Source organism: Bradyrhizobium lablabi, assembly GCF_001440475.1.
Lineage (GTDB): Bacteria > Pseudomonadota > Alphaproteobacteria > Rhizobiales > Xanthobacteraceae > Bradyrhizobium > Bradyrhizobium lablabi.
This window is the reverse complement of record NZ_LLYB01000065.1, coordinates 163,040-177,252: the sequence shown is the minus strand read 5'-3', so window position 1 is coordinate 177,252 and position 14,213 is coordinate 163,040. Positions and strand designations below refer to the sequence as shown.

Annotated in this window: 13 protein-coding genes and 1 tRNA gene; 5 read left to right on the top strand and 9 right to left on the bottom strand. The window is 62.4% G+C overall.

The annotated features are described in order from the left end of the window. Positions 1–5: 5 nt before the first annotated feature. Complete coding sequence (locus CQ14_RS15785; protein ID WP_245320366.1) at positions 6–809, bottom strand: class I SAM-dependent methyltransferase; 804 nt, start codon at positions 807–809, stop codon at positions 6–8. 583 nt (positions 810–1,392) lie between these two features. Between CQ14_RS15785 and CQ14_RS15780 the strand changes: the two genes are divergently transcribed. Then, positions 1,393–1,701, top strand: a complete 309-nt coding sequence (locus tag CQ14_RS15780) for a hypothetical protein (RefSeq protein WP_057858763.1) — start codon at positions 1,393–1,395, stop codon at positions 1,699–1,701. Positions 1,702–1,719: 18 nt separating this feature from the next. On the opposite strand, the gene CQ14_RS15775 is transcribed toward CQ14_RS15780, so the two are convergent. From CQ14_RS15775 to CQ14_RS15760, 5 genes are all read right to left on the bottom strand, one after another. Then, positions 1,720–3,957, bottom strand: coding sequence for a glycoside hydrolase family 113 (locus CQ14_RS15775; protein ID WP_057858762.1), 2,238 nt, complete (start codon positions 3,955–3,957; stop codon positions 1,720–1,722). A gap of 114 nt (positions 3,958–4,071) precedes the next feature. Then, entirely contained in the window at positions 4,072–4,197 is a 126-nt protein-coding gene (locus CQ14_RS47620) for a hypothetical protein (RefSeq protein WP_283807230.1), read from the bottom strand. Between the two features lie 86 nt (positions 4,198–4,283). Next, on the bottom strand, positions 4,284–5,021 hold the full coding sequence (locus CQ14_RS15770; RefSeq protein WP_057858761.1) for an SDR family oxidoreductase: 738 nt from the start codon (positions 5,019–5,021) through the stop codon (positions 4,284–4,286). Positions 5,022–5,065: 44 nt separating this feature from the next. Further along, positions 5,066–6,655 carry a class I adenylate-forming enzyme family protein gene (locus tag CQ14_RS15765; RefSeq protein WP_156435023.1) on the bottom strand — a complete coding sequence of 530 codons (1,590 nt, stop codon included), beginning with the start codon at positions 6,653–6,655 and terminating at the stop codon, positions 5,066–5,068. A 61-nt stretch (positions 6,656–6,716) separates the two neighbouring features. After that, complete coding sequence (locus CQ14_RS15760) at positions 6,717–7,382, bottom strand: 2-hydroxychromene-2-carboxylate isomerase (protein ID WP_245320365.1); 666 nt, start codon at positions 7,380–7,382, stop codon at positions 6,717–6,719. A gap of 213 nt (positions 7,383–7,595) precedes the next feature. Between CQ14_RS15760 and CQ14_RS15755 the strand changes: the two genes are divergently transcribed. Further along, complete coding sequence (locus CQ14_RS15755; RefSeq protein ID WP_057858816.1) at positions 7,596–8,069, top strand: winged helix-turn-helix transcriptional regulator; 474 nt, start codon at positions 7,596–7,598, stop codon at positions 8,067–8,069. 224 nt (positions 8,070–8,293) lie between these two features. Then, a complete protein-coding gene (locus CQ14_RS15750) occupies positions 8,294–9,199 on the top strand; it encodes an amino acid ABC transporter substrate-binding protein (RefSeq protein WP_057858815.1) in 906 nt (301 codons plus the stop codon). A 97-nt stretch (positions 9,200–9,296) separates the two neighbouring features. On the opposite strand, the gene CQ14_RS15745 is transcribed toward CQ14_RS15750, so the two are convergent. Together CQ14_RS15745 and CQ14_RS15740 are read right to left on the bottom strand one after the other, a co-directional pair. Then, a complete protein-coding gene (locus tag CQ14_RS15745) occupies positions 9,297–10,319 on the bottom strand; it encodes a Gfo/Idh/MocA family protein (RefSeq protein WP_430650187.1) in 1,023 nt (340 codons plus the stop codon). Positions 10,320–10,369: 50 nt separating this feature from the next. Continuing rightward, on the bottom strand, positions 10,370–11,230 hold the full coding sequence (locus tag CQ14_RS15740) for a sugar phosphate isomerase/epimerase family protein (protein WP_245320364.1): 861 nt from the start codon (positions 11,228–11,230) through the stop codon (positions 10,370–10,372). Positions 11,231–11,292: 62 nt separating this feature from the next. Between CQ14_RS15740 and CQ14_RS15735 the strand changes: the two genes are divergently transcribed. Continuing rightward, positions 11,293–12,024, top strand: a complete 732-nt coding sequence (locus CQ14_RS15735; RefSeq protein WP_245320363.1) for a TetR/AcrR family transcriptional regulator — start codon at positions 11,293–11,295, stop codon at positions 12,022–12,024. A 95-nt stretch (positions 12,025–12,119) separates the two neighbouring features. On the opposite strand, the gene CQ14_RS15730 is transcribed toward CQ14_RS15735, so the two are convergent. After that, positions 12,120–12,196, bottom strand: a tRNA-Met gene (locus tag CQ14_RS15730). A 339-nt stretch (positions 12,197–12,535) separates the two neighbouring features. On the opposite strand from CQ14_RS15730, the gene CQ14_RS15725 reads away from it, so the two are divergent. Further along, positions 12,536–14,143: a GMC family oxidoreductase gene (locus CQ14_RS15725; RefSeq protein WP_199805537.1), complete on the top strand. Its 1,608-nt coding sequence runs from the start codon at positions 12,536–12,538 to the stop codon at positions 14,141–14,143. The last annotated feature ends 70 nt before the right edge of the window (positions 14,144–14,213 follow it).

Sequence of the window (14,213 nt, the reverse complement as noted above, 5' to 3'; positions counted from 1 at the left end):
GACGCTCATTTCTGCCGATTGTAATAATCCGGCATGGCGTGCGGATCCATTGCCCGTTCGGCCCTGCGCCCGAGAAAGAAGAAGCCGCTGGCGGCGTCTGCGACGGCCCGGCCGCGGCCGAATGCATCGAGATACCTGATCCAGAAGAACGGCAGCACGATCAGCCGCGACAGCTTGTCGCCTGCGCCTAGCGCGCGCGCGAAATAGCGGATCGACCATTCAAGCGCGACGCCGGCGCCGCCGACCGGCCCGGCGTCAACTTCGGAAAATCGCTTGAACAACCAGCGGTGACCGCTCTGCGTGAAACGCGAGAAGTCATAGGCCTGCTCATGCACCTGCTGCATGAACGGCGTCTCCGCATAGACCAGGCCTTCCAGACGCAGCACCCGATGCAATTCGGCGACGACGGTAGCGGGTTCCAGCACGTGTTCCAGCACCGCCTGCACCCAGACGCCATCGAACACGCCGTCTTCGAACGGCAGGCTGTGGGCGTCGGCCACCAGCGCGGTATGCGGCGAGGCATAGACGTCGGTGCCGACGAGTTCGATGGAATCGTCGCGGTAGAGTTCGTCTGCGCCCAGACCGATGGTCCCGCCTCCGATCACGAGCACGACCGGCCGCCGCGACTCTCGCTTCAACAGCTCGATGAAGTTTGCACTGTTGGAAACCGCAACCGGATTGCCGCCGAAGGTAAGACGATGCAGGCGCGATCCGAGGGAACGGCGGCTGACGTCCCGCTGCAGCGCCGAGCCGCTCTCGGCCTCATACATCCTGCGCTCAAAAATGCTGGCCGCAAAATCGATCAGCACCGGCTGTGAGCCGACTACCGGAAACCCGGCCCTGCTATAATCGCAGGCGCGGTTCGAACAGGACGGCTGCGACCACACGTTCCGCAGCGCCGACGAACAGCGAGGGCAGCGAAGACGTTGCTTCCAGTGCGCGGGTTCCGTATTCGCTAACGCATGATCGACGGCAGAAAGCTGCAAAGAAGGACCTCGTATTCATTTCTTCTGCCCTGCCCGCTCCTGACTTGCGATCGATGCTATGTCGAACGCCATGACAGCGCAACAATGCGGGGCCGGGAACAATTTGGATGGTTGTAATTCAGATGTCGCGTCAAGCTTCAGCCCGACGCCACCATGTGGGGCTGGTCAGGAATGCAACGCACGAACCCGCCCCGCTGTTTCGCGCAAATTTTAGGATTTCTCCAACTGGCGTTCCAATGGCCTTCCGTCACGCAGCCGGCCGGGCGTTGATGACGCCGCGATCGCGGATTTGACAATTCCCATCCCTGAGGAAATCTTGATTTTGCGGCCCGGCTTGCCACTAGATTGATCGAGGAATTGCGTGGTGTCAGCCCATGAACCATCGCAGCGACCGGACGGATCCGGTTTGCTTCAGGTTTTCGTTCTCGACGTCGATCGAAGGCCGACGCTGGCGTTCGAAGCGAGCGACCTCGCCGAGGCGCAGGAAATCTGTCGCGACGCCGACCTGCGGGTCGACCTGAGCGCACTCACCTCGGATGGTATTCCCGTCTGCGTGCCGGGTTCGACACTCAGCCCCCGGGCAGCAGCGCAAGAAGAGATTGCAGCGTTCCGGCATGCGGTCGAACGGGCGCCGGCTTCCGGCCAACCGACAATGACATTCCTGATCAAGATCGACGGCGTCATGGTCGTGACCGTCGGCCCCGATCACGCCTGAGCCTGCGCATCGATGCGGTCAGACGAAGACCAGATGATGAGCCGTCAGGGACGCTACGCCGGTGAGCGCGTCCGATACATCATGACTGGAATCGATGACGGTGTCATGTCCGGCTCCGTGATCGGAAAGATGCGCGACGTCGGCTGTAACAGTGGATTCGATTCGGCTCACATCGTGCCCGATTGAGTCTGCTGCCTTGAAGTCATCTGCCGCGTGGCGCCCGATGGTTTCGCTGAAAACAAACGTATCGTTGCCCGTGGTCGCGGCCCTGTGTGCGATCCCCCCGAATTCCATTTGCCGATGCGCCGTATTAGCGATGAACTGGAACGCGTCGCTATCGACCGGCGGCTGAGGGCCAGTGCTCGCAGCGGTCACGAACGAATAGAGGTCGGAGCCATCGGCATGGCGAAGCAGCTGGCCGATGATCTTGCCGGCGCCGTCGGTCGCCAGCACTTGCAGCGTGCTGCCGGAGCTACTCGCCAGACTGGCGAACAGCTCGCTGGCGTCGATGACGCCGTCGGCGAACTGCAGGAATTCGAGATCGGAGAGATGATCGGCGCCGTCGCGGCCCGCGATCCGGTCGTTCACCACCAACTGGCCGTTGGCAATCGTGATATCATAGTCGCGGATATTGCCGGTGAATCTGGCCGTATCGATCCCGGCTCCGCCGTCGATGACATCGTCGCCGATCCCGCCGTTGATGACGTCGTTGCCTGCGCCGCCATCGATCACGTCATTGTCCGTCGCCGCGCCAGAAAACCAGTCCTGATGGCTGGCCGTGTCGACATGGATATTGTGGACGTAGAGATCGAACGAGCCAGGCGAGCTTGCGTTCGCTGCGTCAGCCGGCGACAGCGCGACACCGTTGATCAGGAAATCCTTGATATGCAGCGCCCGCCCCGGTGTGGCGTTCGCCAGGTTGATGTCGATGCTGGTGATTACACCGGGATTGGCCAAGCTGATCGTGAACGCCTGGTATTCAGACGGATCAGCCGCCGGCTTGAATTCCATTAACCCGGAGACTAGCTGGCCGTTGACCTTGATCTGGGCCTGCGCACCGACACCACCGACCACCGAGCCGTAGCCGACGAGGGTGACGGTCGTTACCGACAATTTGCCGCTGGTCGCAGGCCCACCGACGATGATGTCCGCACCGGCGCCGCCATGAATGACGTCGTCGCCCAGCCCGGCATCGATCGTGTCATTACCGCGGCCGATATCGATGAGGTCGGCAACAGCCGATCCCATCATCGCAAGGTCGGGAACGGCCCCGCCGCCATGGAAATACTGCGAGACGACAGCTTCGGCCGGCTTTCCCATGACGGAATAGCCCGTGCTCGAATACTGGTTGTTGAGATCCCATTGCCAGAGCTCGACGCCCTTGAACCAATCGCCGCCATGGGCCGTCCAGACCTGGAAGAAGGCGTTGTAGGCGTCCGCCTGCTCCTGCACATCGGCCGTACCGTTGCTCGTCCACGATCCCGGCGAGATGGCAGTGCCGTCGACGCTGCGATAGCCGACTTCGGTCATCAGCAGCGGCTTGTCGTACCTCGTCGCAAGCGAATGCAGAAAGTCGACCGGCGATTTGTAGTCGAACGCCGCCGCGTAGTACGGGTTGGTCGGAACTTCGGTCCACGCGTCGATCAGGTCTTGCACCGTCGGGCTATTGCTGGCTGTCAACGGCGGATAGGTGTTGACCCCGATCGTGTCGAGTTGATCCCAGAAGCTGACATGCGAGGCTTCGTCGGTCGCCGCCGCATAGGTCAGTTCGCCGTGATAGACCTGCCTGATAGCGTCGATGATATCGACCCAGTAGCCGCGATATGACGCGCCGGACAGGCTACTCATCTCGTTGCCGATCGCGAACGTCTCGACGCCTGCGGCCTGCGCGATGGTGGCGAGGTGCACGATCTCGGCCTTGTAGGATGCAAAAAACCCCGCGAGATCGGCCGGCGCCAGGCTGGATACCCTGCTTCCGTTCAAGGTCGAGAGCGCGGCCTTGAACAGCACCGACAGGCCGGCATCGTGCGCCGCCTGAAAGCCCGCCAACAGGCTGGCGTCGCTTTCGGTCTTGGCGGGATCGGCGAAGACGGAATTGGATGTTCCGGTCTGAGTCCAGATCCGGGCGGTCAGCTCGATCGAATTCGATCCGAGCGCCGCAATCTTTTGAAATGCCTGCTTGGCCGAGGCGCTCGAGAACTGTCCATTCCATTCGGACAATGCGCCAAAGCCTTGAACCTCGAAAATACTTGCCACTCGCGCGCTCCGCCTTTCTGCGACGGATAGCGCGAGGGATTAACGTTCAGCTTAAAATCGCTTCGTGTTTCTACGCGGCCATCAACGAAATTTCTTCAACGCGCGCTTCGCGCATCAAGGAACTGCCGGCGAGTTCCAGCGCGGGAACTCCACCTTATTCAAATCGGCGCTCACGACGTCGCCGAACTGCTCCCACGAAGTTCCATTCCAGCGCTGAAGCTGTAACTGCGTGTAGGCCATGCTGTTCTCTGGTCCGGTGTTCACGGCAGTCCCAGGAATGAGCGTCGGAAGCTGTCAGATGCGCGCCGCGCGCAAGTGGCCGCGGTTCACCACGTCTCCTTGAACGGCCGGATCTCCATTTCGAACGTCCAGGCACTGCGCGGCTGCGCGTAGAGACTCCAATAGGCGTTTGCGACCGACGCGGGCGGCATCAACGCATCGGGATCGTTGAGCGCGTCCGGCCCAAGCGCCTCAAGCCGCCGTTGGCGAACCCATTCGGTGTTGACGCCGGAATCGATGATCAGGTGCGCGACGTGGATATTCTTCGGGCCAAGCTCACGCGCCATCGCTTGCGCCACCGCGCGCAGGCCGAACTTGGCGCTGGCAAAGGCCGCATAACCGCGCCCGCCGCGCAGGCTGGCCGTGGCGCCGGTGAAGAAGATGTTGCCCTGGCCGCGCGGCAGCATCAGGCGCGCGGCTTCACGGCCGGCGAGAAAACCCGAATAGCAGGCCATCTCCCAGACCTTGCGGAACACCCGCTCGGTGGTATCGAGGATCGGAAAGTTGACGTTGGCGCCGACATTGAAGATGCAGACTTCGAGCGGCGCTTCCTTGTCGGCATCGTTGAGGAAGGCGGTGATTTCCTCTTCCTTGCGGGCATCGAGCGAGCGCGCGAAGATCTTGCCGCCGGCGGCCTGAACCTCGTCCACCAACGGTGCGAGCTTGTCGCCGTTGCGGCGGCCCGCGAAGATCGTAAATCCCTCGGCGGCGAATTTCTTGGCGATCTCGGCGCCGATATAGTCTCCCGCACCGATGATTGCCGCGGTCGCGTTTCTCTTGGCCATTGATTACCTCCTGTTCGCTACTAAGGGACACGGCGGCTGATGCGTCAGCCGGCGGCCGTCGCCGGGTCGATCTTGCTCCCGTTCGCCAATTCCCGCAGCTTGTGTTTCAAAATCTTTCCGGTCGACGCCGCGGGAAGTGCGTCGAGGATCACAATCTCGCCTGGCCGCTTGTAGGAAGTCAGCAACCCCGCGGAATAGGATTTGAGCTCGTCCACGCCGATCGCCGCTCCCGGCAGGAGCTGGACGAATGCGACCACTTCCTCGTTGCCGTCGACCTTGCGTCCGACGACGGCAGACTGCACCACGAGTTCGTGGGCGTTGAGCACGGCCTCGACCTCGGCGGGATAGACGTTGAAGCCGGAGCGGATGATGAGCTCCTTGGTGCGGCCGACGATATAGAGGTCACCCTCGCCGTTGATACGGGCCAGGTCGCCGGTGTTGAACCAGCCATCGGGATCGATGGCGGCCCGCGTCTGCTCGACAGAGCGATAGTATCCGAGCATCACGTTGGGACCCCGGACATGCAACTCGCCGACGCTGCCGGCCGGGACTTCATGGCCGTTCCTGTCGACGATCCGATGTTCGACGCCCGGCAGTATCGGTCCCACGGTTTCGTCATCGGCAGGACGCTTCTCACGTACACCGGCAAGCCCCGGCGAGCATTCGGTGATGCCGTAACCGTTGAGCAGGGGAATGCCGAACTCTTCCTCCATCCGGCCTTTCAGCGTCAGATCCAGGGGGGCGCCCGCCACGCACATCATCCGCAGGCGGCCGCGATCGAGGCGCGATATCCCCTTCACGGCCTTGTATTCGAGCAGACGCTGATAGGTCGCAGGCACGCCGTAAAGCGTCGTAATCCCGTCTTTTGCGATCGCTTCCGCCAGCGCGGCAGGATCGGCCTTCGACACGACGTGCAGCGTCGCGCCGTGCATCAGGGTCGAGATCAGGAGAATCGAGTAGCCGACGATGTGGGACATCGGCAGCACCCCATAGATCCGGTCGGCGGGACCGGTCCTTCGCAGCACGCCGGACGTTTTCGCGGCGATCAGCAGGTTACGGTGGCTGAGCATCACGCCCTTCGGCGTGCCTGTCGTGCCCGAGGTGTACATCAGCGCCGCGACCTGACGCGCCGCGTCGGCCTCGACGGGCTCGGCCCGCGCCTCCTCGTTCAACGGCGCAACGCCGATGCCACCGAACGGCCCGATCGAACGCGTACTAGCCCCGGCACGCAAGGCATGATCGGCAGCTTCCCTTGAGAGCGCCGAATTGAACAGGACCCGGCGGGCGCCGCTGTGCGACCGGATCTGTTCGAGCTCGCGCGCGCTCAGACGCGGATTGACCGCGATGGCCCAGGCGTCGAGCCTGCCGATGGCGAACAGGATCGCGCCAAGCGCCACGCTGTTTTCGCTGGCCACCATCACCCGGTCGCCGGGCCTGATCTGCAGTTCCCGCAGATCGCGCGAGGCTGCCTCGACCGCGTCCGAGAACTGCCGGTAGCTCCACGAACGACCGGCCTCGACGAAGGCGGGATGATCGGGTGTTTCCTGCGCGAACTTTGCGTAGACATCGTGCACTCGCGACGGCAGGCCTTCGAGCAGATCGCTCGCGCTGATTTTGTCGAGAACAGTTTCCACGATGGCTTTCCTCGATGACGAACTGTTTGATCCTTGTCGGCCTTCGATCCCGAAAGCTAAATCAGGACGCGCGGCGGTCCTTGGATGAACCGGAGGTCTCCATGGCGCGCTGCTGCGCCAGGATCTCCTCCTCCACGTCGCGAAGCTGGTCCTTGCCGAAGAACATCTCGTCGTTGACGAAGAATGTCGGCGAGCCGAAGGCGCCGCGATCGACGGCGTCCTGCGTCAACGCCGCCAGCCTGTTCTTGACGGCGGGATCCTGCGATCTCGCGACAATCCTGTTGGCATCGATCCCCGATGAGGCCAGCGCCTCCAGCATCACGTCGAGATCGTCCATCTTCTTGGGCTCTTCCCACATGTGGTGATAGACCGCCTGGAAATACGGCCAGAAGATACCCTCGGCCTGCGCCGCGATGGCGCCGCGCATCAATTGCAGGGTGTTCACCGGGAAGAACGGGTTGCGCCGGTAGTTGGTGATGCCGTGGCGTTTGAGGAAGCGCTCGGTCTCCAGCGCCATGTAGTCGGGCTTGTTCCTGACGCCCTTGAGGTAATCGGCGGGCGAGCTATTGCCGGTAAGCTTGTAGATGCCGCCGAGCAGTACCGGAACGTAGTCGAATCTGGTCCCGGTCCGTCGCTCGATCTCCGGAATCAGGCGAGCCGCTAGATAGGCGTTCGGGCTTCCGAAGTCGAAATGAAATTCGACCTTCAACATGCCGTCCTGTGCCATACGGCCCCTCCCCGCGTTCCCGGCCTCGTGCGATCTGACAGGCTTTTCGGGCTTGATCCGGCATCGACGTCTATAGTTCTAAAATAGAACTGTCAATCTTATGTTGGCCGACGAGCTGCTATAAACGTACTTCGTGGGCACATTCTAGCGCATTCCGATTTGGAATTTACTGTGCTATGTTGTTGTATCGATTGATCAATGCCGGAGAGCGCGATGCGCTGGGACACGCTTGAGGAAGAACAATGCTCGCTGGCGCGCACGGTTGCGGTCATTGGCGACCGGTGGAGCCTTTTGATCCTGCGGGAGTGTTTTCTTCGGGTACGCCGCTTCGAGGAATTTCAATCGAGACTCGGCATTACCCGGCATTTACTGGCAGACCGGCTGAAGAAGTTCGTCCGCTACGGCGTGCTGCGGCGCGCCCGCTACCAGGAAAGCCCGGCGCGCTATGAATACATCCTGACGCAGCGCGGCCTCGATTTATATCCGGTGGTGATGTCGATCGTGCATTGGGGCGACACCCATATGGTGGACGAGCGCGGCCGCCCGCTGCTGCACCAGCACAAGAATTGCGGGAAGCTGTTCGATCCCGTGATGATCTGCTCGGAGTGCGGCGAACCCGTTCATGCCAAGCAAGTCCACACCCATCCGGGGCCAGGAGCCGCGAAGACCGCTCAGGCGTCGGGCTGAGTGGGCAGGCTTCGATTTAAAGATGACCTTGATCCGGATATTCGGCGTCCGCGTTGAGCATCCGCCGGACAGGCCGCCTGCCGATCAAATTGTTTGATAGCTGATAGAAGCAAGCTTTGGTATCGCGCGGGAATAATGTCGGCTAAGAGCGAGCGATCGTGTTGCTGCGGGTCGATGTGCTCGAGGCCCTCACAAGAACGGCCGATATCCATGGAGTGAACTCAATGCGCCTGTCTGCGATCATGATTGCGGCGGTCCTGACGACGACGTCTGCAAACGCAAGCGAACTGACCGGAACGCTTCAGAAGATCAAGGAGACGAACAAGATCATCCTCGGCATTCAGGAAGCCTCGGTGCCCTTCAGCTACCTGGACGGCGATCAAAAGGCGATCGGGTATGCCGTCGACATCTGCCTGAAGATTGTCGAAGCGGTGAAGCGCGAACTCAAGGTCGCGAACGTCGCCGTCGAAACACTTGCGGTCACGTCGTCCAATCGCATTCCGCTCATGATGAATGGGACAGTCGACCTCGTCTGTTCTTCCACCACCAACAATGCGGAGCGGCAACGCCAGGTGACGTTCACCAATTCGCATTTCCTGTCGGCAACCCGGTTTGCCGCGAGGAAGTCCGACAACATCACCACAATCGATCATCTGAAGGGCAAGCCTGTCGTCGCCATATCGGGCTCGACCAACATGGTGCAGCTCAATCAGGTCAATACCGCACGAAATCTCGGCATCGCCGTGCTGGCCGCCAAGGATCAGGCGGAGGCGTTCCTGATGCTGGAGACCGGCCGCGCGGCCGCCTACGTGCTCGATGACGTGCAGCTCGCCGTCGCAATCGCGCGATCAAAGGATCCGTCCGCCTATATGATCAGCGAGGAAGCCCTGTCCCGGGCCGAACCTTACGGGATCATGCTGCGCAAGGACGATGCGCCGTTCAAGGCCCTGGCCGATCGAACGACCGCGGAGCTGTACAAGAGCCCGGAAATCGAAGCAATCTACAGGAAGTGGTTCGAATCGCCGGTGCCGCCCAACGGCCTCAATTTCAAGACTCCGATGCCGACCGTCCTGCGCAACGCATTCGCGCATCCGTCTGATAGCCCGGACCCGGCAAGCTACGAGCGCTGAGGACCCGAGGCGAGCAGGAGATCGCGAAACGTCGGAAGCGCCGTGACTCTGCTCACTTGTTCGGGCGACGCCGACACCATCTCCGTTCCGGTGCCGTTCAGTGGTCCTTCAATGCCGGCGCGAGCGCCGCGTAGCGGTCGCGCAGGTCGATGCGCCGGCCGGCAGTTGCGGCCTCGGCAACGGCAAGCGTTGCGATCAAGGAGCGGGCGCCGTCCTCGACCGGCTGCAGTGATAGCGCCGTGCCGCGGATCACGTCGCGAAAATGGTCGAGCTGCGCGACATAGGGATCGATCGTGCCGGCATGGACGTGCTGGGCCTGGATCGGCTGATTCCAGTTCTGCGCGCCGTCCGCTTGCGCCCATTGCAGGAGATTCGGAAATTCGAGTGAACCGCGGCGTCCCATCAGACGGTAGCTGTTCTGTCCACTGAACGGGAATTCCACGGCTTCGCCCAAGCCCTGTTCCATGGTCCAGGGCGAGACCGCGCTGTCGCTGATGAAGAAGGTGCCGAGCGCGCCATTGTCGAATTCGATCAACGCGGCGGCAGTATCCTCGACCGCAAAGCCGCGCCGGCGGTTCGAGGCAATCGCCTCGACGGCCAGGATTTCGCCGATGGTGAAGCGCAGGAAATCAATCTCGTGGATCAGGTTGATCAGCACCGGGCCGCCGCCGGCCTGGCTGCGCCACGGCGCGACATCAAAATAACTCTCCGGCTTGTGGGTGGCCCAGATCGCCGACACTCCGACGACATCACCGATTCGCCCCTCGCCGAGCAGCGCCTTCAGCGTCCTGACCTGTAGATGATGGCGGCGGTGATGACCGACCAGCGATTTGATGCCGTGCTTGCGCACTTCAGTAAGCAGGGCCGCAGCGCTATCCAGCGTATCGGTGACCGGCTTCTCGATCAGGATGTGAATGCCGCGCCGGGCGCATTCGATGCCGGTCTCGGCGTGAAGCTGGTTCGGCGAGGCAATGATCACGGCTTCCGGCCGCGCCTCGTCGAGCAGCTGACGGTAATCCGCAAACACGCGCGTCTTCGGATGCTCGGCTGCGACCTGATCGACATTCACGTCAGCGATGCCGACGAGATCATAGTCGCTCCGCTCGGCGAGTTTTCGCAGGTGCTTGCGTCCGATCAGGCCGGCGCCGATGACGCCGATGGCGATGTTCTTCATATCTGGCGTCCTGTCGATGAGTTTTCGCGGCGCTGGCCCGGGCGCATTGTGCCGCGCGAGTGGCGATCAAGCAGTCGGCGGGTCGCATCAAAGGCTGCGGCGATCCGTACCCGCGTCTCAAGCGCCGGCATTGGCATCTCGACGCTGAGGAAGGCGTCGGCGGGCAGCGCCTCCAGTAGATCGCCGAGCGGCAGCGAGCCGTCTCCCGGCGGCAGCCGTCCTTCGCGCGCCTCGGCGATGATGGCAGCTTCGGTCGAAGGCGTGTCCGCTCCCGCATCGCAGATTTGCGCGGCGCGCAGCCATTCGTCGGGGATGGAAGTCAAGTCGCCTGCCTTGCCACCGGAACGGGTGAGATGCAGGGCGTCGACGAGAACGGCGCCGTTCGACTTGTTCGCCTGGCGCACGATCGCGAGCGCTTGCGGCAGCGCGCCGATTGCGCGCCAGCGCATGAATTCGAGATCGACGCGCAGGCCGAATGGCAGCGCAAGGTCGCAGAGTTCGGCGAAATGCGCCGTCAGCCGCACATTGTCGTGATCGTCGCCGGATACGGTGACCGAAATCGCGCCGAGATCGGCGGCCGCCTCGAACACGCCGGCGAAAGCCTGCACGTCTACGTCAGGCGTGAGCTGAATGAATTCGATGTCGGCTACATCAACGCCTTCGGCAGTGAGGATTTGCTTGAGCGCGCGGTGGGCTTCCGTTCCGACCCGCGTCGGATATGCCGGACCATTTGGTGTCGCCGGGACAAATCGCAAGCCAACCGACGTGAAGCCAGCGCCCGCCGCCTCGGTGACCAGCGCGGGCGGCGACAGTTCGAGCGCCGTCAGATGGGCAAGGCCAAACATCGCGCGCGTCATCTCCTCCGCCCTTAATTAATCTGCGGGTTAATTATAATTACCCTATAGGATAATTACTGTCAATGGCGACCGATTCGGTCCATGATGGCCAGCGCGCGCATTCCCGGCGCGGATGGACACCGGACTGCCAGATGGAGCCTGCGAAAAAGCCCGCGAATGCGAAGAAGCCGCCGATCCGGCGGCGCGACCGGGAGCGGACCAGGCGCGAGATCCTGGAGATTGCATTTGCGGAGTTCGCCGAAAACGGCCTGACGGGCGGCAACACCGACGCGATCGCCGCGCGCGCGAACATCACCAAGCGGCTGATCTTCTATTACTTCAATTCGAAGGAAGAGCTGTTCATCGCCGTGCTCGAGATGGCGTACGCCAAGATGCGCCTTGCCGAAGAAGGTCTCCACTTGGAGGCGCTGGAGCCGGAGGCTGCGATCCGCAGGCTTGCCGAATTCACCTTCGATTTCGACCAGGCCAACCCGGAATATATCCGCCTGGTCACCATCGAGAACATCCATCGCGGCCGGCACATCAGCGCCAGCCGAAAGCTCAAGGAGATGACGCGGCCCATCATCAACCAGATCGCCGCGGTGCTGGACAAGGGCGTGCGCAGCGGCGTGATCCAGCCGGGCATCGATCCCAACGAATTGCACATGACGCTGAATGCGCTGTGCTTCTTCTCGGTCGCGAACCGCCACACCTTCGAGGCGCAATTCGGCTGGGACATGTCGTCGCCCAAAGCCAAGGCGCAACGCCGCCGCGAGATCGCCGACCTGCTGTGGCGCCACGTGCGGAGGGGCTGATCAGCGGATCAAATGGCTGGACGGCCGGCCGGCGGGCCCGATACGAAAAAGCCCGCCGAAAGGCGGGCCGTTTCATCTCATCCGGTCGAGAGATTTGGTTGCGGGGGCAAGATTTGAACTTGCGACCTTCAGGTTATGAGCCTGACGAGCTACCGGGCTGCTCCACCCCGCGTTAAACCGTTGCAATGCCTTCGAAAAAACCGGACCCGAAACGAACCCGGCCAACGCGTGTTTGCGCCGATCGATCCCGTCCGGAGGCTTCCTGAGAAGGCGACCCGGGCAAAGCCATCGGGTGCGAGGGGTATGTATCAACGTCGCCCAGCTTTGGAAAGGGGCAAGATCCCGCTTTTGCAGATTTTATGACAGCAAAAACGAGCACTTGGAGCGCAAAAACCACCCTCTGGAACCGCTCTTGCCATAAACGCCGCAAAAGCGGAGTTTTGCGGCCCAAGGGGCGACCAAGGCCGCGGCCCGTGAGGTCGCCAGAACAATAAATCCCGGGGGAATGGACGTGGCGGAAGCTTACGATTTCGTGGTGGTGGGCGGCGGCTCCGGCGGCTGCACGGTGGCGGGACGGCTTTCAGAAGATCCGAAGACGACCGTGGCGCTGCTCGATGCCGGCGGCCGGAACGACAATTGGGTGGTCACGACGCCGTTCGCACTCGTGCTGATGGTTGCCGGCAACGTCAACAACTGGGCGTTCAACACCGTGCCGCAAAAGGGCCTCAACGACCGCATCGGCTATCAGCCGCGCGGCAAGGGGCTCGGCGGGTCTTCCGCCATCAATGCGATGGTCTATATCCGCGGCCATCGTGCCGATTACGACCACTGGGGCTCGCTCGGCAACACCGGCTGGTCGTTTAGCGACGTTCTGCCCTACTTCAAGCGCGCCGAGGACAATGCCGATTTCGGCGGCGAGTATCACGGCAAGGGCGGTCCCCTCGCCGTCAACAAGTCGCGCACCGGAAATCCGGTGCAACAGATTTTTCTGCAGGCCGCACAGGAAGCCCAGTTTCGGCTGCGCGAGGATTTCAATGCCGACGAGCATGAAGGCCTCGGCATCTATCAACTGACGCAGCGGAACGGCGAACGCTGCAGCGCCGCGCGCGCCTACATCCACCCGCATATGGGAGGCCGCGCCAACCTGCGGGTCGAGACTCACGCCCACGCCACCCGCATCCTGTTCGAAGGCAAGCGCGCAGTCGGCGTCGAGTACCGCCAAGGCAAGGAGATCAAACAGATCCGCGCCAGGCGCGAGGTGATCCTCTCCGCCGGCGCGTTCCAGACCCCGCATCTCCTGATGCTGTCGGGCATCGGCGACAGCGCCGAGCTTGGCAGGCACGGCATCGCCACCGTGCATCATCTGCCCGGCGTCGGGCAGAACCTGCAGGATCATCCCGATTTCGTGTTCGGCTACATGTCCGATAATCCGAATTTCAACGGCATCTCACTGAAAGCCCTGCCGCGGTTGCTGCGGGCGATCCGCCAGTATCGGCGGGAACGTCGCGGGCCGATGACGTCGAATTTCGCCGAATGCGGCGGCTTCCTGAAAACCCGGCCCGACCTCGACATCCCCGACATCCAGCTTCATTTCGGCATGGCGCTCGCCGACGATCACGGCCGCAAGCGCCACCGCGGCACCGGCTTCACCTGCCACGTCTGCCTGCTGCGGCCGAAGAGCCGCGGCAGCGTTTCGCTTGGAAGCGCCGATCCCTTCGCGCCGCCGCTGATCGATCCGAATTTCTTTGGCGATCCGGACGATCTGGAAACCATGGTCGCCGGCTTCAAGACCACGCGGCGGCTGATGGAGACGCCGGCGCTCCGCGCGTTGCAAAAGAAGGAGATGTTCACGGAGGGCGTGCATAGCGATGACGACATCCGCAACCTCCTGCGCGCGCGCGTCGACACCGTCTATCACCCGGTCGGCTCCGCGAAGATGGGCGTCAACGATCCCATGGCCGTGGTCGATCCGAAGCTGAAAGTCTACGGCGTCGACGGATTGCGCGTGGTCGACGCCTCGATCATGCCGACGCTGATCGGCGGCAACACCAACGCGCCGACCATCATGATCGGCGAGAAGGCTGCCGACATGATAAGAGCGGAAATGCGGCCGGGTTGATCGGCGCGCCGCGTCCTCCGTCATTGCGAGGAGCATAGCGACGAAGCAATCCATCCGTCCGTTATGCCGT